We start from the raw sequence: 23,747 nt of genomic DNA on the forward strand, positions 1-23,747 counted from the left end.
CGAAAATGACAAAAGAGCAAAACGCAGGTACAGCAGAGCTTTCAGCTTTTGCTTCTCCCAAAGTAACAAATGAGGGATCACATCGATCTGATTCGCTAAACTCGGTCAGACTTTCTGCTTAATTTGTGGCGGTTCTATGTCATCTTGCATCACTTGAGATGGCAGAACTTTGGCTCAGATCGACCTGCACAAATTACAAAACATCAGATGCCTTTCAATCATTCCCATACTCACAAGAACTCGTCTAAGGATCGATTCGCTCCGCGAAGCTCTGAAGGATCGCGCAGTTCTTCAAAACTACTTTCGATATCCTCCCGTTCAATCATTGTGCTATCCACAGTGCTGCTAATAGTGACGAGCATCATGGCGACAAAAGTTCCAGGATGTGCGGTTCCTTCGGAGTTGCGCTTTGCGCTAATCGCATTCAATCTCGTTGCTGCCTATGTTCTTTTAGCACCGTTGGCAATGCGGTTGCTACCAGAACTACTTCAGCTTGCCCAATGCTGGAAGTGGTTATGTGCGATCTCTGGAATTAGCTTATTTGCCCTTATCGTCACTCCTGCACAGGCAGCGATCTTTGATACGGCTGAGAAGTACACTACTCAGATTTTTGGTATGTACATCGATAGCGCTATGATCACCCTGATCTTTGGCTTTCTTAGAATTAGTGCGTTCACTCTGGGAGCCGCATTTGTGTTACTAGCACTAGAAAAAGCAAGACACGGTGAGAACTGGCAGCCCTTTGCCTGGAATGCTTTCGCGGTGCTGATGGTGGTTGTTTTGGTTGAAGGGATGTCTACCTTGTTCCTCTCTACAACTGCAACCACGACAACAACTCGATAGAGCTTTGCAAAGTTATGTCAGACAAGAAGTTTCGTCGTATCAATCCCAGCTTGGGTCATACCCCTAGCTTTGGTCCGATTCCCGTTGGTCAGCTTTTCCCGATTGGTATCAGCATCGGAGTCTCTTATCTGGTCTTTGAACTACTGCTTGGTGGGGGACTCACTTGGGTTGCTTTGTTTGCCCTTTGGGGATCTGCAAGCTGGTAGATTTTGACCGGAGACAAGAACTGGAAATTGCTCAACAAATTTGTGTCCGTCCCTCAATGGACGTGCAAGTTTCGACCGTATCAACGCTTATTGTCAGGAGCGTCCCATGCCCCAAAAACTCAGCATTGAAAAACTCGCCTTTAAGCCGTTTGAAAATGAATCCCATCTAGAATGTCCGTTTCGCATCGTTACGCCAGAAGAGGAGATTGGCGGATTTCTGCTGCGTGAGGGCGATCGCTACTGCTTGCGCTTTGGCTTTCGGTTCACGGGCATTCATCCGCTGATGTCCTTTGACCAAATTGAAGCGGTCTTGAGACGACTAGAGGAAGGTTTACGAGGACTCCCGCAAGGTGAAGGCCTTCGCATTCATTTTCGCTCCTTTGCTAAAGATTCTGATCGGCAGCAAGAACTAGAAGAATTAGCGCAAGCAACCACGATTCCTGAGCTTCAGTTTTTGCTCTTTAGTGAGCAACGAGTGACTCGTGAGTTGACCGAGCAAGGACTCTGGCAACCGAAAGAGATTGTATTATTCATAACCTACACGATCGCACCCGGAAAGGCCCAAACTCATGATCAGATCGAGCGGGCGATCGCTTGGTTAGTCGAGCATTACGAAGCCTTGAAGGGGCGAAGAGACCAACTTCAAGAACTTCGCTATCAGCATGTGCTGACGCAAGGTTTCAAGGCAGGCTATCTGTATTGGAAGCAGCAACTCACGATTCGCATGGGACTCGGTGTACTTCCGCTAACTGCTCAAGAACTGTGGGAAGCTGAGGTTTGGTCAAAGTTCAATCATTCCCAAGTCCCTGCAATTCCCCAATGTCTCGTGTTGAAAGCGGGGAGCAGATAGACAAGCGGATTTTTGCGCTCAATCCAATAGATATAAGCAAAGACTGGTGGAAGCCAGACAACAAAATGTGCCATAAACCACCAGACTGCTGCAACTGCCTCTTGGTTTAGCTGTGGAAATACAGTGGTTTTGAGTCTGATAAACAGTAACCAAGTCATAATCTAGGCAAGATGTAGCAGGATAACGTAGGTGACCAAGAGCAACCAAGAGGGCTGAAGGAATCGCTGTCGGAGTTGAACCATGACACAAGGGATAAAGCGACAGAATGGTCTGCTGGACAGAGACAAATTGAAACAGTGACTTCAATGCGATTCGATCAATTCGCTTGATCTAAAGCAGTTCGCACCTGTTGTTCTAGCAGTGTGCAACTAAAGCCTAACTGCTCTAAAACGATCGCACCCAATCCTTGCCCTTCGACCAAAATACCCAGGAGCAGATGTTCGGTGCTAATATAAGAGTGTTCCAACTCACGGGATTGGTTGAGGGCAATATTCAGAGTGGTTTTCGCTCTCGGCGTAAAGGGAACCTCATTCCGAGTGCTATGACCGCGCCCAATTTGGAGCTCGATCACAGGCTTCACAGCATCCAACCTAACTCCTGCGGCGCTAAGAACCTGAGCCGCAATGCCCGTTTCTTCTGACAGCAAGCCCACTAGAAGCTGCTCGGTGCCAACATACTGATGCTGCAAGCGGCGCGACTCATTCTGAGCAAGAAAGATAGCTTGAATGGCTTTCTGAGTAAATCGCTCAAACCCGACTGGCAATGCAACTCGCCCAAACCAATTGCTCAAAAAGGTTTGGACTGAAGGTAAAAAATTCTCAAACATAAATTTTTCCCGCGATGGAATCGTTTCGACTTCTAGCTCTAGCCGTTGATAAGCTTGCTCCTGTTGAGAAGCGGGCTGCCGAATTGCACACCCGTTGTAAAGAAATGCCAGCAGCGCTTCGGTTGTTTCCACATTGGCAGAGTACCAGAGGAATTGGTGATGGCGCTGTACCGTGACAAGGGCTTCAACCCGCAGCTTTTCCAGGTGATGCGACAGCGTGGAGTTGGGAATTTGCAGTTGTGCTTGCAGTTCCCCGACAGTCATTCCTTGAGGATAAGCCGCGAATAGCAGTCGCATGATATCTAAACGAGGCTCAGAACCGAGGGCAGCAAAGACATCAACATATTGGGCAGGGTTGCTCATGCCATTTCTAGAAATATCGAAATAATTTATATTTCTAGAATAGTCGAAATAAAAACTGAAACTAAACGGTAGTGCATCAGAGAGCGGGAGTTCGGATAAAATTAACATCTACTTTCAAGCTTGATCTATGCAATGTCGGCTGTGTGGTCATCCTGTGTACCTGTATGTTGTACCGCAGTAGATATGAATTATGAGATGAATTGGAAAAAGAACCGGGAAAACTGGGAAATGAATCTATAGGATTATTGCAATGAGTGGTTTGTTAAAAAAAGCATTGGGGTTATTTGGCAATCGTCCAGACTCAGAGGTACCAGAAAACCCCTCATCAGAACAGAATTCCTCAAACTTAACTTCATCAGAGACAGAACAACCAGAAATGCTCTCATCAGAGCAACAGTCACCAGCATCCCCTTCCCCTAAACACAATACACAGCCTGCCGATATGACTTCTGAGAACTACTCCGTGAAATATCAGTGGGTTTATAACTTAACACTAACTAATTGCCAGGAGTTTGAGGCACTGACATTTCCTAGCCTTCAGAAACGGTGGCAAACCCATCAGCAACGAGGTAATCTCGGTGGCGTTGTCGCGATCGTGGGTGGAGCAATGGTTGGGTTAGCGATCATTGAGCTTTTGCCAGAAGGTGCGGAAGTTCTTTCTCTGTTTGTTGTACCTGAATACCGACAACACGGCGTTGGTGCTCAACTACTCCATTATGTGGAAACAGCATTACGTCGGCTTAAATGTCCCCAAGTTCAAATTCGCTATCGAGTCAGCGATTTGACCAATCAGGCGCTCGAAGCTATCCTAAACCATCAAGGATGGCAGGCTCCCAAAACCGATTTTCTCATTACCAAAACGACGATCGAAGCGCTCAAGCAAGCACCTTGGGTGTATCAATACCCACTGCCACCTAAATTTACCGTTTTTCCCTGGCTCGAATTAACCAAAGCAGAACGGGGGGGTATCTTACACCGCCGCTCCTATCCCGAAAGCCTCAATCCTTTTCATTCCGATCCTCGGCTTGAACCGATCAATAGTTTAGGCTTGCGTTATCAAGGTGAAGTGGTTGGTTGGACAATCAACCATCGTGTGGCTACCGATACAATTCGCTATTCCACAATGTACGTTGAACCTCAGTTTCAGCGCTTGGGACGTGGATTTTCGCTTCTAACTGAAGCAATTAAACGCCAAATTGAAAGCGGGATTCCTTATGCGACGACTGCTGTTTCGAGTGAGAATCTACCGATGCTACGCTGCACTGATCGTTACTACAAGCCCTATGCCACTTATCTTTCTGAGTCTCGTTCTAGCTATAAAGTCTTAGATTAGTCCTAATTCAGAGGGATGTAGAAACCGACATACCCCTGAATTCGTTAAGGCTTTGTTTATACTATTATCTGAAACTTAGTTTTCAGCAGCGATCGGTAAGCTTCAAGCAGCCCGTACCAGTTGGAAAGTGCTTGAGCGATTAGCTTTGAGCGATCATCAATTTCAACAACCGATAACTCATAGTGGAAATTGCCAGAAAAGAGCAGTCCTGAAATTTGCGAGTCGTCGGACAACCGCAATTGAGTTGGATGAATGCTGAGTTGGAAGCGGCAGTCGTCGAGCAGGTAAGACAAATTAAGTGAAGCTTGCATTGGTTCACGTCCAAACTGCTGCCATTCGCCCGGAGAGAGCAGCGTTTCTAGCAAATACTTCCGAGCACCATCCGCTTGATCTTGGAAGGTCACGATTCGTTTGGGATTGATACCGATCGCTTGATAATCAACCTTGGGCATCGTTTCAACAAATTTCGCTGCCATTCTGGCGATCGCGATGTCTTCCTGAGCTTTGCCGTTGATGGATTCGGAGAATGAGATTTTGCCAGGTTCAACCAGAAGGCTAATCCCATTTTGAAAGACCAGTTGTGTGACTTGCTGAGAAGTTACGGAATTTCGAGCCAGTTGCCACTCGCGAGGAACAATGCCGCTAAAAACAAAGAATTCTGGATTGAGCAGTGCCGCGCTTAGTTCATTGGCGACGATCACAATCGAAAGCTCCTGGATATCGATTGAGTTTTCTGAAGTGAGTTGGGGTGCGGCTTGCTCTAGGGATTGCTCAGAAGACTTCTCCAATACTAAGGCTGTATCCATTCAGACTGTCCTCAAAATTTTTGATGTTTTTATCATGCCCCTATCATTTATGAAGATTCCGATTGTCTTCGCTCTGAAATGAAAAAAGATGAGTATAAACGGTGAATGCTAAGCGTCATTGAAATATAGGCAACTTACCGGAGTCAGAAACGTGAATTTGTATGAGATCAATATGAGTTTTTGTCAGCTATTTTGCTGTGCACTTCTTAATATTTCGTAAGCTAATATTTTTCAGAATTTCAGTATTTCTACCTTCACGCAAGTGGTCAATTTACCTCATTATAGGTAGATAATACTGAATTTATAAGCGTGTTGAGATCGCAAAGTCTAGCGACCTGCTCCACAGTAAAACCCGATCGTAACAGCGCTGCTTAATGTGCTAGAGCCGTTGTAGACATTGAACGCTCTGATTTATAGAGTCCTTCTGTACAAGACCAAGACTCAACAGATCGCCCTTGTCAAATAGGCAGAAGCTTCAATTCAGCGAGCTTTTGCCTATTACTGCTGGCTCTAAATTGTGTTGCCCTGTTGATTCACTTTCATAACTTCGCAGTCTTTTTTCTCAGGGGATTGAACGATGAGTTCCGATTTTAACCGCGCGTCTTTTTCTGATGCTAAGTCTTTCAAGCAACTAACAACTTCACCAGTCGAACTGCAAACAGGACTTACAAATCAGTCGCCGTGGGCAAACATTCCTCATGCGTTCTCCCTCTCAACTTCTCAGCAGTCTAGTCTCTTCAGCGGCGAATTTGAGACTCCATCAGACACAACACAAGGACTTGAAGCTGAACTGAGAACGGGAAGCAGTGACATCATTCGTCAGAATGCAGACCGTTCTTTTCCGATCGTTCCCTGGTCAAACCCGACAACCAGCACACCAAACAGTGTTGCGCCCTACACAAATTGGGATCAGGAGCTATTCTTTGTCGATAGCACGGTAGAGGATGCAGCCAGCCTCCTCGCCGGAATTTCTTCTAATCAAATCATCTATTTAAATGCAGCACAGGATGGTGTTGAGCAGATCACTGAGGCTCTAGCCCAACGGCAGGGAATTTCTGCGATCCATATCATTTCTCACGGCGATTCAGGTTCGCTGCGATTAGGTAATGCTGACCTGAGTGGGGAAACGCTCGATCGCTATCGCGACAGCTTACAAGCCTGGAAAACTAGCCTGACCGACGATGCTGATATTTTGATTTATGGCTGTGATGTGGCAGCAGGAGAGCAAGGGCAAGCAGTTATCACGCAGATCAGCCAGCTAACCGGGGCAGATGTTGCCGCATCGGATGATTTGACCGGGACTGCGGCACTCGGTGGAGACTGGATTTTAGAATTTGGTGCAGGGACGATCGACACAAGTGCCCTATCCAATATTGACTATCAGCACATTCTGGCAACTGCTTCTCTCACCAATGGCAAATTTGTGTATTCGACGACCGGTGAGACAGACGTTGAGAAGAATCAGCTCACGGTTTCGATCAGTGGTAGCAATCTCGTCGTCACAGACAATGACCAAGATGCATATTCGATTGGGATTTCCGGATCTGATATCAAAATCATTAATACCTATAGCGTCAGTGTAGTGCTCAGCGCCATCACATCCTTTGAGATTAATACAGGAAATAGTGATGACACGATCGTCCTCTCTTCAGATTTCAGCAGTTTCTTGAGCGCTGTCAATATCAGCATTAATACAGGGATGGGGTCGGATACCATTACGTTTGACACCGCGGTTAACACCCAAGGTGGAACCCTGTTGATCGAGACTGGCGATGATGGTGACACGATTACCTTCAATCAAGCTGTCGATACGAAGGGTGCAAGTTTTAGCATCAATAGTGGTAGTGGGGAAGATACCATTACAGTTAATGCTGCAATCAGTACCCAAGGTGGAACCTTTGCGATCGAGACTGGCGATGATGGTGACACGATTACCTTCAATCAAGCTGTCGATACGAAGGGTGCAAGTTTTAGCATCAATAGTGGTAGTGGGGAAGATACCATTACAGTTAATGCTGCAATCAGTACCCAAGGTGGAACCTTTGCGATCGAGACTGGCGATGATGGTGATACGATCACCTTCAACCAAGCTGTCGATACAAAGGCTGGTTCTTTCAGTCTTAGTGGAGGCGGCGGAAACGATACGTTTAATATCAGCAACACGATCTTGACGGCAGGTGGAACTGTCAGTCTTGGCGGCGGCGACGGAAGCGATACGTTTAATGTCAGCAACACGATCTCTACGACAGGTGGAGCTTTCACCATTAGTGGGGATAGTGGAAACGATACAGCTACGATAAACGCAAGTGTCTATACACAGGGTGGCAATCTCAGTATTGAGGCGAACACGTTGACCGTGAAGGCTGGCAACAATCTTTCAACCCGTAACACCTCCGGGGCAGATCACTCCACAGCAACTTCTACAGGCAATTCTGGTGCGATTTCCTTAACAGGCGAACAAATTACGATCGGATCAAAAGACAGTACACTTTACACCGGGCTGTACTCTCAAGTCGAGACTGGAAGTACTTACAAAGCAGGCGATATCAAGATTAGCGTCAGTGAGACTGCGCTCACGACACTCGATCCGACAGACACCAGCAACGCGACGATCAATCTCAATAAAGTAATCCTGAAAGGAAACAATGTTACTTTCTCTGCCACTGCAGATTATGCTCAAACGTTTGATGACAGTAGCTCGGTTGCAGACTGGGCAGTTAGCTTCTTAGACAACTATTCTCTGGTGGGAGGTGGAGCGGTTTCCAAATCCACGGCAACGATTACAGCAGATTATTACACGCAAATTACTGGTGCTGATGTCAGTCTGTCTGCGAGTGCGACCACCGAGGCAATAATTCAGCCTCTCTTCTCCTACATTTTGGGTGCTGCCTATGCCAAAGCAGATTCCACCGCAACAGTGACATTTGCAGGAAAGATCACTGCCACCAGTAATGTTTCTATTTCCACACTAACAGATAGCACGGTCAACGCTCAATCCAGTACCTCCAAGTGGGACAGTTCAAATGCCGTGACCAATTCGGCAGCTTCCGCAGCGATTACCGAACTCTACAGTAATTCCACCGCACAAATTACCGATCAAGCTTCGATCTCAGCAGGCGGAAATGTCAGTGTCACAGCGAAAACAATCGATCGTAACTACACCAACACTAAATCAAGTACTAGTTCGAATGGAACACTTGCAGTTGCTGCTGCTGTTTCATTAGAGGATGGCAGCACAAATGCATTGATGGATGGCCAAGTCACTGCTGGAGGCAGTATTACCGTCGAGGCAAGCCAGAAGAACGAGGATATTCAAAGCATCCTGACAGGTGGCGGTAGCTTGACAAGTGGGAGTGGGGTGAGTGCTGTTGCTGGCGTCAGTGATCTCAAGGGTGATGTGCTCTCTGGAATTCAGAGCAGCGTTGGAGCGGGGCTTTGGAGTGCAATTGCATCCTTGGGATCGTCAGAGTCCTCTCAGGCCAGCAGTAAGACGAAAGGAAAGACCTCCAGCTTTCAGATTGGGGCTGCTTTCGCTTATATCGATGATACGAACAATGTCACGGCTCGTATTGGAGATACTTACAAATCTGGTGAAACCTCGGCTGCAAACGTCATGGCCAAATCGGGCAGCATCGCTGTTAATGCTACGGCTGAATACCGGCCTAATGTCACAGCGAGTTCAATGCTGGATGACTCCGGCAGCAGTTCATCCAGCAGCGATTCATCCAGCTCCTCTAGCGGTTCTTCTAGTAGCACATCCTCCAGCAGCTTTGCGGGTTCAGCAGGTGTCGCGATCGGAGATTACACTAACAATGTTTCTGCCTATATTGGTAGTTCAGCAACCGTCAACGCTTACAAGAGCCTATCAGTGACAGCTAACACGCTGAACAACTATAGTGTTCAGTGGGGTGTTAACCTAGTTGAACCTTTTACAGAAACTGGTGACTGGCAGACCAAGGCAGGTACGTTTGTCAGCAATTTAACGGGTTATCTTAACAATAATTTAGGCTTGGATAACTACATATTTGATTCTTGGAGCCAAGCAACAGCCAGTGCCGAGAGCAAATTGGCAGCAGCAGGTGCCGTGACTGTTCTATCCTTGGATCATACAAGCAAAGCTTATATCGATCAAAACGCCAAAATCAACCAAGACACGACGCTGCGGTCAGATCAGCAAACCGTGACGGTTGAATCTAATAGTATTAATGAGTCTGTTCACTTTGGCGGTAACATTGCTCTACCTGGAGTATCCTGGAACGGCAAAACTTCGTCTGCAAACTTTAGTATTGGTGGAGCTGGAGCAAGCGCGAGTAATGCAGTAGGTGGAACAGTATTGGTGCTGGACTACATAAACGATGTCTCCGCTCGAATTGAGGATGGAGTGACATTGTATGCCGATAGCCTAAAGGTGAATGCTGATAGCAAGACGATGAGCATTGATATTGCGGCTTCTGGCGGTAAGGCTGACAAGTTTGGCTTTAATGGCGCAGGCACTTGGGTATTTGCCGATAATACAACCACTGCACAAATTGATGACGGAGTGACTCTGGTGGTTGGGGATAACCTCGTGAGTGGTTCAACCGCGAGTTTAGTCGTAAACGCCGAGGACACCAGCGATGTAATCAATGTTATGGGTGGAATTTCCGTCAGCGACAGTATTGGCATGGGAGTCACCGTTGGCTTCAATACGATCGATCGTAATACCCGCGCTGTAATCGGAAACTTAAGTGGTTCTGGTGAAACTGATCAAACCACATCAATTAGTAGCAGTGGCAATGTCAAGGTCAATGCGAAGAATAATGGGTACATTGGTTCCTTCTCTCTAGCCTCGGCAATTTCCACAGGCGGTGATGTTACCAATCATTCGGATGGCACGACTACAGGCTCCACAAGCTATGGGGTAGGCATCTCCGGAGACGTAGCATTTAACGAAGTTACAGACACCACCGAGGCGTATTTGCGGGATGTCAAAGTCACGACGACGAATCAATCGACTGTCAGCGTCACGGCTAACAATGATAGTGAAATTATGGCGATCGGTGGCTCGGTTGCCCTGACGATTGGAAATAACTATAAATCCACAAGCTCATTGGGCTTAGCAGGCTCCTACGGTCAAAATATCGTCAGTCAGACTACCAATGCCTACCTGGAAAACACAACACTTACAAATCCCAAGACTTTTACCGTCACTGCCACCAACACGAGTGAAATTTATGCTGTTGTCGCAGGTGGATCGGGAGCAGCGAATTCTGATCTGAATACAGGCATCGCTGGCGCAGTCACCATCAACGAAATTACCAATACCACCAAAGCTTATATTGCCAATTCCACAACGACGATCGCAGGTGCGATTACCGTCAGTGCTACGGATAGTTCCACCTTGCATGCTGATGCTGGCGGAGTTGCGTTGGCGATCGCATTCAAGCCTGAATCAAATGCGGCCTCCCTAAGTGCAGGGGTAGGCGTATCTGTTAACGATGTCACGAATACTGTGAGTGCCTATGTTGATAAATCTACACTCACTGCTGCTGGAAACGTTGCCGTAACAGCGACATCGACAGGAACAATCGATGCCTTTGCTCTGGGGGGAGCAGCCTCCGTCAGCTCCAATGCTTCTCTAATGGCTTTCAGCTTTTCTGGTGCTGGGGCGGGTGCAGATAATGACATTGAGAATACCATCAGTGCTTACGTTACAAATAGCAGCACTATTACAACGTCTAACAGTGGAACGATTTCAATTACTGCTACCGATAACAGCACTATCACTGCCGATAGCGGGGGATACTCGATTGCCTTTAGCCGCAGTTCGGCGAGTGCATCTGGTTCTGTTGGTGTGGCGATCGCCAATAACGATATTCAGAACACGATCAGCGCTTACGTTGATCAGTCAACTCTGACCTCGACTGGCGCAGTTGATATCACGGCACAGTCGACGGCAGAAATTGACGCGTTGAGTATTGGGGGTTCGGCTGCTGGATCGTCTGGCGATTTAGGCAGTCTAAGCATCAGTGGCGCGGGTGCGGGCACGACCAATAGCATCGACAATAAAATCTCCGCCCAAGTCAAGAACACCGCAACAATCACAACGTCCAATAATGCGGCAGTCACAGTGAAGGCAACAGATGGTAGCCTGATTACCGCAGATGCCGGTGGCGTAGCGATCTCAGGAACACTGGGCAATGGTTCGAGCGCATCATTGTCGATCGGCGCTTCTATCGCCACCAATAAGATTGGGTTAGAGCGCGGCCACACAATTCAAGCTCTCGTTGACAATGCAACTATCAATGCTGCTGGCAATGTCGGACTAACTGCGAGCTCTACTGCCACGATTGATGGCTTAGCTTTCAGTGGAGCAGCCGCCGTTTCCGGCTCTACAGGAGGCGGAAATATCAGCCTTGCAGGATCTGGAACTGGCATTGAGAATACAATTAAGGCGACGATCGCAGCAGGGATTCAAAACGGTGGAAAAGTCACGACTGTCGAAACGGTTACTCTGACTGCGACTGATGATAGTGAGATTACGGCTGATGCTGGAGCGGCTAGCCTCGCAATCGGTGTGAGTGGAGATGGATCTGGTGCTGTATCTATCGGAGTTGCGATCGCCAATAACGAGATCAACAATACGGTCAAAGCTTTTGTCGATAAAGGAACAGTCACTGCAGGCGATTTGAATCTCTCCGCTTCGTCTAGCGCTCTAATTGATACCAAGGGTATCGCAGGGGCCGTTTCCGTTGCAGCTAGCGGTGGAGCATCCTTGAGCGGCGCGGGAGCCGGGACAGGGGTAACGAATACTCTACGGAACACCATTCAGTCTTACATCCAAAACGGCAGCACAATTACCACCAAGACGGATGCAAATAATGGTGGTGATCTCAATCTCAGCGCGATCGACGATAGCACTATTGAAAGCGTCGCCATCGGTGGAAGCATTGCCATCTCTGGGAGTACAGGTGCAGCCTTTAGCTTGGCAATCGGGGCTGTAACGGTCACAAATACGATCGACAACACGGTTCAATCGTTCATTGGGCAGAATGCAACCGACAGCACGAGCATTAGCGCAGGAGACGATATTGCCCTGACAGCGCAGTCTAGGCTGACCATGACGCAAAATACTGCCGTTGCTGCGTCGCTTTCCGTAGGAGTTGCGCCAACCAGCGCCAGCTTCAGTGGCGCTGGCGCTAGCGTCACGACGACCACAACGAGTGATATAGCGGCCTTTATCCGCAACGTAAATACGTCGACTAATGGCTACAACGTACAAGCAGCAGACGTAATTACTCTAACGGCCAACGATGCCTCCAATCTTGATCCGACTGTTGGCAGCGGCGTGCTAGTTGCAAGTATGGTCGGTGCATCGGTTGGTGTATCTATCACTGACACAACTGTAAACAATACAGTTCAAGCCTACATCGACAATGCAAAAGTCTCTTCTACCAATGGCAATCTCAGTCTCACAGCGACCTCGTCACCCGATATCGATGCCCTGGCGGTTGCGACTTCGGTGGCTGCAAGCATAGGTGGAGCTGGGGCAGGCGCAGAAGCGACCGCAACCGTGAAGTCTACAGTCGAAGCTCGAATTGGCTCTGGCAGTAGCGTGAAGGCGAAAACCATTGATGTCGTGACTGATAGTACCGATGACATCACAACTGATGCCTATGGTGCGAGCGCAGGTGTAGTTGCGATCGGAGCAGCTATTGCAGATTCCAAGACCCAAAGCATAACGAAAGCTCATGTTACTGGAGCAACAATTACTGCGACCAATCTCAATATTAGCAGTACTGGCGATGGAAAGGTTGATGCTGGCGTGATGTCACTTGCGGGAGGCGTGTGGGCCTCTGGAGCGGGTAATAGTGCAGATGCAACGTTTGATTCCACCGTACAGGCCTACATTGGGGATTCAACGACAGTCACCCTCACAGGTAATCTCAACATCACCGCTACCGCGCAACCCGATGCGGATGCGACTGCGTTCGGCTTGAGTGTATCCGGACTCTTACAGGCAGGCTATTCTGCTGCAACTGCTGAAGTGACACCCCAAATCGACGCTTACATCGGCAATGGCAGTACAATCAGTGCGAGTAATTTGACTCTCCTCGCGCAGCAAAGTCTATCAACCGGCGGAGATGCTGCCTATGCCAAGGCGACAGGATCGGGAGGCGCATTGTTTGGTTCACTCAACGCCAGCGAAAGTACTGCCACCAATTCAGGACAGGTAAGCGCCTATGTTGGTAAGTATAGCAATCTAACGATTACCAATACTGCTTCGATTAAAGCGGATGCTGACAGCCAACAGACCGCAGAAGCAGATGGCTACAATGCTGGAGCATTAGCGCTGGGCAACAATATTGCTAGTGCTGAGTCAAGCCTGACGACACAAGCCTATTTGGACAATGGAGTCAATGTCACAGCTAAGGATTTGAAGATTCAGGCGATTGGTAACGATTACAACTACGCAAACGCGATCGCGGGCGGTGGCGGTGTTGTTTCTGGACGGGCAGCGACAGGTTCAACAGACAATGCAAGCACCGCTAAGGTTCGCATTGAGGATGGAGATACCACGAGCGGCAATGTAGAAATCAAGATCAGTAACGCGATTGATATTCTGGCTGATCAAACCACGAAATTCAATAGCAAGTCCAATAGTGTAAATGCTTCGGTGGTTGGTGGGAGCGGCGCTTACACTGAGAACACAGTGAATTCCACCGCAAGTGTCACAATTGGCACTGATACGGACAATACTGTTCAAAACTTAGTGATCAATGCTGCTAGCTTGACAGTGAATGCAAATCAGACCATTCTCAAGCCGGAGCTAGTTGACGAAACCGCGGAGTCAGCATCGGGAGGTGTCATTGATGCACCCGCTGCATCGAGCACAACGACGATTAATAACTCGACGACGATTACGATTGGCGACAGCTCGACCAGTAATAACTTTGACACCACGATTTCTACCACAGGCGATATTACCTTAAACGCGCTGAATACTGTCTATGCCTGGGACGATACGCTACTCGATAGTGGCGGTGTCGTTTCGGTTGCTCGATCGGACTCGAAAGTAGAGCAAAAGACCAACGAAGCGATGATCGCTATCCAGGATGCCAACCTGTATAGTGATGGCGAGATTACCCTCTCAGCCCGGGCAGAGGTTGAGTTTGATGTCACTGCGAGTGCTTCTAGCTATGGAGTCGCTGGTGTTCCTTCTGCCTATTCAACGGCAACCACGAATACCAAAAACCAGATTCAGCTTAAGAATGGGGCTTATCTGCGGTCTGAGAAGGATGTCAATCTTTTGGCAGGACAGAATGCTGATGGCGACACTAATGCAATCAACATCAATGCCCGCTCCAATGTCTGGAACTACACGGCTGCTCCAATTAGTAGTGCTGGCTCGTCGGATGCTTCCGTCACTTTGGAGAATACAATTACGATCGATGCAGGTGCCCAGATCTTGACGGTCAATGATGCCAATCTGCTCACGACAGAAGGCGATGTTGAAGCGGTGGGAGTTCTGAAGAGCCAAGACGGTTACGAAGAGCTTGTCGGAAACTTGACAGGTGCATCAGTTGCAGATATTGAACGCACGGCTGACGACATCAGGAGTACAACGGGTGTCACGGTCAATGGCACGGTCGAGGTCAGTATTGAGAACCAGGAAACACTGACGATCGATGAAAGCTTGAACCTGACCTCGAAGACAACCGTGGATGGTGTCAGTGTCTATCCGATCAATATCACGCAGCAGACTGATGGCATTGGCACTGTCACCCTTAGCGTCGAGAATGTTTACAACACCATTAGTCAACGTATTCTGCAACTTAAAGAGCTGAAAGCCGCTTACGCTGGTGACGTCAGTACCGTTGCCTCCTACACCTCTGAGATTGAATACTGGGAAACCAAACTGGCAGAACTGGGTTCTGTAACACAGGTTACGTATATTGAGGTACCAGATATTACGGTGAAAGTGGGCGATATCCGTGTTACAGGCGACTACCTCAAGGGTAGCGGCCTGTTGAATTCGCCTGGCGATGCCAAGATTTTTATCACAAATGGTAGCCCCTACTACTTGCGGGTTAACGATCTCACTATCCCAGAAATTGCAGGAGGACGAATTCTCTTCAATACTGCTTCGGTCACGAGTAATGCGACGATCAATAGCCGGAATACAAGCGGCAATACCGCTAATTTCAGCCAAGTCACGACATCAGCCAACAGTGATGAAGCCCTGATTAGTGTAGAAAATACTTACGATCCGACCTTTGCTGTGCAGAAGAGCCAGTTTACTGCTCTGGGCGTGAGTACACCGGCAGCCCCTGATTTGGAAGTTCTTGGGTCTGTGTCCAACTTCAAAGGTACGGTCAGGTTGACGAATGATGAGGGAAGCATTGTCGTCACGGGTAGCCTCAATGCAAAAACCATTGATATTGACTCTGGCAGCGACTTTGTCTTGAGTGACAATGGCACAGTGTTTGAATTTAATCCCTCTAGTAAAGTCAGCGTCTCCAACAATACAATCACGATCGCTAGCCATGGATTGAAGACAGGCGAGCAAGTGTTCTATCAAAACGGTGGTGGTACAAGCATTGGTGGATTGACAAATGCTCGCAGCTACTTCACGATCGTCGTTGACAGCAACACAATCAAGCTTGCCTCCACTGAAACCGATGCCTCCGCGAATAAGGCAATCGATCTCACCAGTGCAGGTAGTGGCACTCAAAGCCTGAGTCTGACAGACGATTTAGGCTTCCTACATGTAGGTGGCGATCCTCGCAGCCAATTATCCGGTACTGCCAGCACTTATGAAATTGGTAGTGCAACCACTGGGAGCTCCTCTGTAGATCCCAGCAGTACCAGCAGTATTACCGCGAGCAACAACGTCTTTATTAATGCTCGCTATCTCAACATCAACGGTGTAATCCAGAGCGGAATTCCCGATCGTAGTCTTACCCTCAGCGACACACTCAACTCTACGATTTTTGGTTTCAAATTCAGCTATGATCTCACCAAAGAATTTGGTGGAACGTCGTCGACGAAGTACCTCACTCTGTCTACCGATACAGATGGCACTGGCATTGATGCTAAATACAATGCTGAAACAAACCGCATTGAATTAGACAATGTCTCGATCGAAGGCGGTTACATGCAGTTGACTGGCCATATCCTCAGCACAGGCGACGGCAACCTAAAAGTGATGGATGGCTTTGGGCGGATCAACATCGTCAACAACACGAGCTTTGATATTGCGCTCAACAGCATTGACACAGGTGGCAGCGGAATTGAAGGAAAACTCAAAATTATTGATACTGCTCGAACGGGAGCAGATGGCGAAGCTCTCGTCACAACCTATACCCATGTTGGCAATAATGTCACGATAACTGATACTTCAATATCTGGCGGCAAGACAACCACGACTTCCAATTCCCGTAGCGCCAGTTACAGCCCCCTTGCAAACCAACGTTATACCTGGGTGACAGGGCAATCCAGCCTCACTGAAACAGTAAAAACTTATGCCAAATCGAATGTCTGGGGAATTGATGAGCTCGCAAAAGATCCTGGGACAGAGATTGAGTCGCATACCACGCTGCTGGATGAAACGCCGCTCCTAGAAGGAACTTATGTTGAAACCGGCACCAGCAGCAATCTGTACAACTACAGCCGCGAAGTAGTGACCACGAGCAACAGTCAACTCGTGGATCAGGATACCTGGACAACTACAAGCGGCTGGTGGGTCTTTAAGTCAACTACCTACTATCGCCGCGATACCTATCAAAAAGGTCAGAAGACAATCAATACTCACAGCTACAAGGCTGATTCTCCAATCGCCGTAACCTTCGTTGGCTATGACACGGGCTCGGTCAGTGTGACCTCTACCTCGAACATTCTGATTTTAGATTCAGTCACCAACGAGGGTGGCACCACGACTCTCAAATCAACTTCTGGTTATATTGACAACCTGTCCACTACAGGCACGATTACCAGCAATAGCTTAGTGCTCTCCGGCAGCAAATTAGAGGATTTGAAGACTGACGTGAATCAGTTGCAATTTACGGTAACTGGGGATGTATCTATTACTGACACTGCAGGCGATGTGACGATTTCTGGTGAAAGCTATTCTTCGTCCGGTAAAGTCACACTGTCTACAGAAGGCTCACTTCTGAGCGCGGGTGCAGGCACTTATGACATAAAAGGTTACACGATCGATCTGACTTCTGAGAGCGGCTCGATCGGCTCCTCGACTCGATCAGTCCGTGTGAATTCTGGTATTAAGACCAACGCGACGCTCAGTACTGCTGATGGCGTCTCTGGCGTCACGCTAGATGCCGCAGATGATATCTACCTGGAGGAAACTGATGGCGATCTTTATCTCGTCAGCGCTAAGGCAGGAAACAATGTTACCCTCAACGTCACCAAGGGCGGATTGATTGACAATAACTTGTCAGAAACGCTCGATCCCTACTCCCAAACTCAGCTCGAAAGTCTGTGGTCGCAAGTTGGTTTGACTACCGATCGTAGTTCTAAGGCGATCGCCAGCTTCAAGCAACAGGCAGAGCAACTTTATGATACCTACTGGAACTATCGCAACGTCAAATCCAGCGTGAATGGGGCAGGTCAAACAGTCTATACTGCTGACGACTACAACGCCAACTTCGCTTACAGCTACAGTGATACTGCGAAAGCCCAACTGCGTACGCTCGGCTACACTGATAGCGCGATCACTGCGATGGCAGCAGAGAAAACCGCACAGTATCATACTCTCCATCAGTTGTTCAGTGACAGTAGTGTGACCCTAACCGGTGATGAGGCTTACATGTCTACTGTAATTACTGACCTATTTAAGGACAGTGACTTCACTGGCAAGAACCTGACAATCGTCAGCACCTACAGCCCCACGTTAATCGAGTCGAAGTATAACGTCAGCACTAGTCAGCAAAGCAGCCTTAGCCAAGGCGGCAAGTGGAGCTTGGATCAACTGAAAAATACGGTTGCCGCCGGATTGTTTGGTTCCGTAACAGATACGCAGTACATGGTCGAGGATCCAAATATCACAGCTGGTGGCGACGTTACGATCACGACGAGCGGTGGTGTTGGTCGCGCTGAAGGTACAGTCGTGATCGATAACTGGAGCAGTATTAAAAACTGGGCAACAGATCTGACCGAAGCTCAACGCCTTGCGCTCAGCTATGCAGAGCGCGACGATATCACCTACTATGATGCATCGGGCAACAAAATTAGTGATCTGAGTAAATCGGGCACCTCGATCGCCAAGGTCTCCATCAGCCTCAAGCAGGATGTAGACATCAATACTACTGGGGAAATTAACCTCACGGCTGGCGGCAATGTCTTCCTGGGGTCTGAGCAAGACATTAACCTCGATCAGATTAAAGCAGGCAGCGAAGTGCGGATTAAGGCTACTAAAGGCCTTGTCAACGTGGCTGCATCAGGAGCAGTCAACGTTATCAGCGGAGGTGATCTGGTTCTAGAGGCTGGAAGTGCCAGCATAGGGACTAGCACCACTCCGATTACGATCGACCTAAAAGATAACGCTTACTACTACAATGGCAAACTCTATCTTCTGAGTAGCTCGGCCACCTGGGAAACGGCTCAAACCTACGCTCAGAGCCTAGGCGGCAACTTAATCACAATCAATGATGCAACCGAAGAGGCATGGTTGAAGTCTACATTCGGCTCAACAGAAGGCTTCTGGATTGGCTTAACTGACAAAGCGACGGAAGGCACCTTTGCTTGGGCAAATGGTGAAACCACAACCTATCGTAACTGGGCAGCAGGTGAACCGAATAATTCCAATAATGAGGATTATGTCTCCATGAACTTTGGCGGTAATCGCCAATGGAACGATAGTTCCTCAACCGCAACGATGCGCGGTATCATCGAGCTCAGCGTCCAGGAATACAACGGACATTTCTACCTGCTCAATCCTACCGCCACCTGGGAAACGGCTCAAACGGCAGCGCAAGCATTAGGTGGCGCCTTAATCACAATCAATGATGCAACCGAAGAGGCATGGTTGAAGTCTACATTCGGCTCAACAGAAGGCTTCTGGATTGGCTTAACTGACAAAGCGACGGAAGGCACCTTTGCTTGGGCAAATGGTGAAACCACAACCTATCGTAACTGGGCAGCAGGTGAACCGAATAATTCCAATAATGAGGATTATGTCTCCATGAACTTTGGCGGTAATCGCCAATGGAACGATAGTTCCTCAACCGCAACGATGCGTGGTATCGTAGAAATCGGTTCTCTTGGCGCTAACTTGACCGCTCGTGCGAAGACAGATATCTATGTCGCAAATAGCGGCAACCTCAATATCAGTGAAGTCTATGCTGGAAATATTCTCAGTCTGTCTTCGACGGGGGGCATTATCGATGCCAGCAATAATGCTGATGCCAATCTCCAAAGTGATTTCCTGATGCTAACTGCTCCATCTGCAGGAACCTCTACGAATGCAGTCGACTTCGCGGATGATACAGAAGTCAAGTTGAATACGACTCAGAATGTATATTTGCAAACCCCTGGGGATCTGAGTGTTGATGTCTTGGGCAGAACAAGTGGATCTGTCAACATCACCGGCGATAGCAGCAACAATATCATTACGCTCTACAGCAGTTCTGACAGCCTCAATTCAACGATAGACATTTCTGTTAATGGTGGCAGCGGTAGCGATACCCTGATCGTGAAACCCACCCGTACGGGCGGCACATGGGACCAGACGAACCGAACGATTACGGGTACAGGTTTAGGCACGATCGCTTACAGCAATATCGAAACGGTGAAAATCACGCCGGTTGCTGGAAACGACAGCGCCACGACGACTGAAGCAACCTCGACTACGTTTACTGTCTTGGGCAATGATGTCGACTTTTATCCTGCAAACGCGATCGCAATTTCAGAAATTGGCGGCAGCAGCGTCACGGCAGGCCAAACAGTGACCCTGACTTCTGGTGCATTAGTCACCTTCAATGCCAACAACAGCTTCACCTACAATCCCAATGGCAAATTTGAATTCATCGGAGTAGGTAAGACCGCAACCGATACCTTTACCTACGGTGTAACCAATTCCTCTAGCGGAACGGACACCGCAACGGTCACCGTGACGATCGCTGGAATTAACGATGCACCAACCGGCATAGACGATAGTCCGGCCACAGATGAAGCGACGACGTTGACCATCTCGGCGCTCAGCAATGACTTTGATACTGACATGGGAGACACACTGAGTATCACCCATGTCAATGGCACCGCTATTAGTGCTGGCTCGATCCTAACGCTGGCGTCTGGTGCGAAGGTAACTTTCAATGCGGACGGCACCTTCAGCTACAATCCGAACGGTAAGTTCGAATATCTAGGAATTGGGAAGACAGCCACCGATAGCTTTCAATACACCATCAGTGACGGCAAAGGGGGCACCAGTACTGCAACCATTAATCTCACAATTACTGGGGTTAATGATGCTCCCACAGCCAAAGCTGACAGCGTGACCACCACCGAAAACTCAACGGTGACATTCGCAGTTCTAGGTAACGACTCGGATATTGATGTGGGAGATATCCTTAGCGTCACAAAGATAAACGGCGTCATGCTGAGTGCTGGTTCTAGTGTCTTGATTGACTCTAAAGCTAAGGTTACGCTGAATGCCAACGGTACGCTCACATATGATCCGAACGGCAAATTCGAGTATTTGGGCAAGAGTGCAACAGGCACCGATAGCTTCACCTACACTATTAGTGACAGCAAAGGGGGAATCAGTACCGCAACTATTAATCTCACGATTACTGGAGAGAATGATGCACCTACTGCAAATGCAGATAGTGTGACGACCAATGAAGACAGTTCGACTACATTTAGCATCTTGAGCAATGATTCTGATATTGATACGGGCGACACGATTAGTATCAGTCGGATCAATGGCAAGATTATGGTTCCTGGTTCAACGATTACGCTGACTTCCGGCGCAAAGCTTACCTACAACACCAACCGTACCTTTACCTACAACCCCAACGGTAAATTTGCTGCACTCAATATGGGTGATACAGCGACCGACAGCTTTACCTATACAATCGTCGATGGCAAAGGAGGAAGCAGCACTGCTACTGCTACCATCACGATTAAAGGTGGTAGCTTCTTCGAACGGACAGGAAGTAGCAATCCATTCAATGGTGTGGATGTCGGCTATAACAGCAACATAACATTTGCAGATCTCGATAAAGATGGCGATTTGGATGCATTTATGGCAGCATCTGAGGGTATCCGCTACTATCAGAATACTAATGGTAGCTTTACTCAAGTCACTGGAACTTCTAATCTCTTGAATGGGGTGTACGGCGCCTCGATCTCCTTTGCAGATATTGACAAGGACGGCGATTTAGATGCCTTCGTTGGTGATGTTAAGAGCGGTATCAATTATTACCAAAACAACAATGGTAGGTTTTCTCTAGTCACTGGTGCTAGCAATCCCTTTAATAACATTTCTGACACTATTGCACCTAGCTTTATCGATATCGATAATGATGGTGATTTAGATGCCTTCGCAGGAAGCATTGACGGCACGATTAAGTTCTATCGCAATACTAATGGAAGCTTTGCTCAAGTGACTGGAAGTGCTCATCCCTTTAATGGGCTAGATTTTGGTGATGACGCTAGCATATCCTTTGCTGACGTTGACCTGGATGGCGACTTAGATGCCTTTATTGGAAGATCAACTGGCCTTATCAGCTACTACAGCAACACAAACGGCAGCTTTGCTGCATCAAGTGGCAATCCGTTTAATGGGGTAGATGTAGGACAAAATGCAACGATCGCGTTTGCTGATATTAATGGCGATGGCGATTTAGATGCCTTCATCGGTGAATTCGATGGTAATTTCAATTACTTCGAGAACGTCAACACGGCACCTGTTGCCTCGGCTGACAGCACAACAACGAATGAGGATACCGCGATTACCTTTAGTACATTAAGCAATGATTCTGATGCGAATGTTGCCGATACGCTAAGCATCACGAAAGTGAATGGCGCTTCCATGACCGCTGGCTCTTCAATTTCTCTCACCTCTGGAGCAAAGGTGACATTGAATGCCAACAAGACCTTTACATACAGCCCGAACGGTAAGTTCGAGTATCTGGGAAGCGGAAAGTCGGCAATGGATAGCTTCACCTACTCGATTAGCGATGGCAGAGGAGGTATCAGCACTGCGACCGTCAGCTTGACGATTACTGGAGTCAACGATGCTCCTGTTACTGTTGCCGATAGCGCAACTACTGATGAAGACACCACGACTACAATCAGCGTACTGAGCAATGACTATGATATGGATGCAGATACCTTCAGCATCACTCAGGTGAATGGAGCCGCAATCTCCTCTGGTTCTACGATCACGCTCGGTTCTGGTGCAAAATTGACCATAAATAGTAATGGCACCTTTACCTACAATCCTAATGGCAAGTTCTCGTCCTTGCAGTCGGGGGCAACAGGTAGTGATAGTTTCACCTACACCATTAGCGATGGTAAAGGTGGTACCAGTACGGCAACTGTCTCTCTGTCAATCACTGGATTAACCTTTAGAGAGCGTACTGGTACAGCGAATCCCTTCACCGGGTTAGATGTTGGTGACAAAGCAACTCCTGCTTTTGCAGACATTGATAAAGATGGCGATTTAGATGCTTTTGTAGGATCATCTGATGGAACGATTCGCTACTATCGCAACACCAATGGAAGCTTCACCCAAGTTACTGGAACTGCTAATCCCTTTAATGGAATCACTTGGGGTAATAACAGCAGTATCTCTTTTGCGGATATTGATCGTGATGGTGATTTAGATGCCTTTATTAGCGGAACTAAAGGGGGGATCGGATACTACCAAAATACCAACGGTGTCTTTACTCTGAACACGAATACTACCTTGTTCCCTGGTTTAACCTCCACCACTAATGCTCCTACATTCGCAGACATTGATGGAGATGGCGATTTAGATGCATTCATCACCAATGCAAGTAGCTCGTCTAGCACAACAGGCTCGATCGCGTTCTATCGCAATACCAATGGCAGCTTTACGCAAGTTACCGGAACGGCAAACCCATTCAATGGAATGAGTATTGGTGTTAACACTCGCTATGATTTTGCAGACCTTGATAAAGATGGAGATCTAGATATGTTTGTGGGTGACGACAAAGTTGGCGCTGCCTACTACCGGAATACCAATGGTAGCTTTAGCTATGAGTCAGGTGCGAATCCCTTCGCCAATATCAGTGGCATCGGTTCAACTAGTGCAATTATCTTTGCAGATATTGATAAGGACGGGGATTCGGACGCGATCTTCGGTCAGCAGGATGGCACCTTGAAATACTTAGAAAACAAGTAATCCTGTTGGGCTGTAATGAAGCGATAGCGAATAGGGGCTGCCTCTTTCCACCAGTCCCTTTCGCTCAAAAATTATTGCCGCTTAGGCTATTGCCACCTGAATTTTCGATCGCGTTTCTCTACCCTTCCCGCTAGCGCTCTCTCATTCGAG

7 protein-coding genes are annotated in these 23,747 nt (G+C 48.0%); 5 read left to right on the forward strand and 2 right to left on the reverse strand.

Annotated features, from left to right (window positions below; translation table 11 throughout):
- Nucleotides 1-363 precede the first annotated feature (363 nt).
- From H6F51_10155 to H6F51_10165, 3 genes are all read left to right on the forward strand, one after another.
- The gene (locus H6F51_10155; protein ID MBD1822853.1) at nt 364-843 is read left to right on the forward strand and encodes a hypothetical protein; all 480 of its coding nucleotides are present in this window, start codon (nt 364-366) and stop codon (nt 841-843) included.
- Between the two features lie 14 nt (nt 844-857).
- A complete protein-coding gene (locus tag H6F51_10160) occupies nt 858-1,049 on the forward strand; it encodes a hypothetical protein (protein MBD1822854.1) in 192 nt (63 codons plus the stop codon).
- 106 nt (nt 1,050-1,155) lie between these two features.
- Nucleotides 1,156-1,899 (forward strand): hypothetical protein, encoded by a 744-nt coding sequence (locus H6F51_10165; GenBank protein MBD1822855.1) that lies wholly within the window; start codon nt 1,156-1,158, stop codon nt 1,897-1,899.
- 316 nt (nt 1,900-2,215) lie between these two features.
- On the opposite strand, the gene H6F51_10170 is transcribed toward H6F51_10165, so the two are convergent.
- Nucleotides 2,216-3,088, reverse strand: a complete 873-nt coding sequence (locus H6F51_10170; GenBank protein ID MBD1822856.1) for a metalloregulator ArsR/SmtB family transcription factor — start codon at nt 3,086-3,088, stop codon at nt 2,216-2,218.
- 250 nt (nt 3,089-3,338) lie between these two features.
- Here H6F51_10170 and H6F51_10175 point away from each other — a divergent pair, with 250 nt between their 5' ends.
- Nucleotides 3,339-4,421: a GNAT family N-acetyltransferase gene (locus tag H6F51_10175; GenBank protein MBD1822857.1), complete on the forward strand. Its 1,083-nt coding sequence runs from the start codon at nt 3,339-3,341 to the stop codon at nt 4,419-4,421.
- Between the two features lie 56 nt (nt 4,422-4,477).
- On the opposite strand, the gene H6F51_10180 is transcribed toward H6F51_10175, so the two are convergent.
- A complete protein-coding gene (locus H6F51_10180) occupies nt 4,478-5,227 on the reverse strand; it encodes a hypothetical protein (GenBank protein MBD1822858.1) in 750 nt (249 codons plus the stop codon).
- Nucleotides 5,228-5,804: 577 nt separating this feature from the next.
- Between H6F51_10180 and H6F51_10185 the strand changes: the two genes are divergently transcribed.
- Entirely contained in the window at nt 5,805-23,597 is a 17,793-nt protein-coding gene (locus H6F51_10185; protein ID MBD1822859.1) for a DUF4347 domain-containing protein, read from the forward strand.
- The last annotated feature ends 150 nt before the right edge of the window (nt 23,598-23,747 follow it).

This window comes from Cyanobacteria bacterium FACHB-DQ100, from assembly GCA_014695195.1.
GTDB lineage: Bacteria > Cyanobacteriota > Cyanobacteriia > Leptolyngbyales > Leptolyngbyaceae > Leptolyngbya.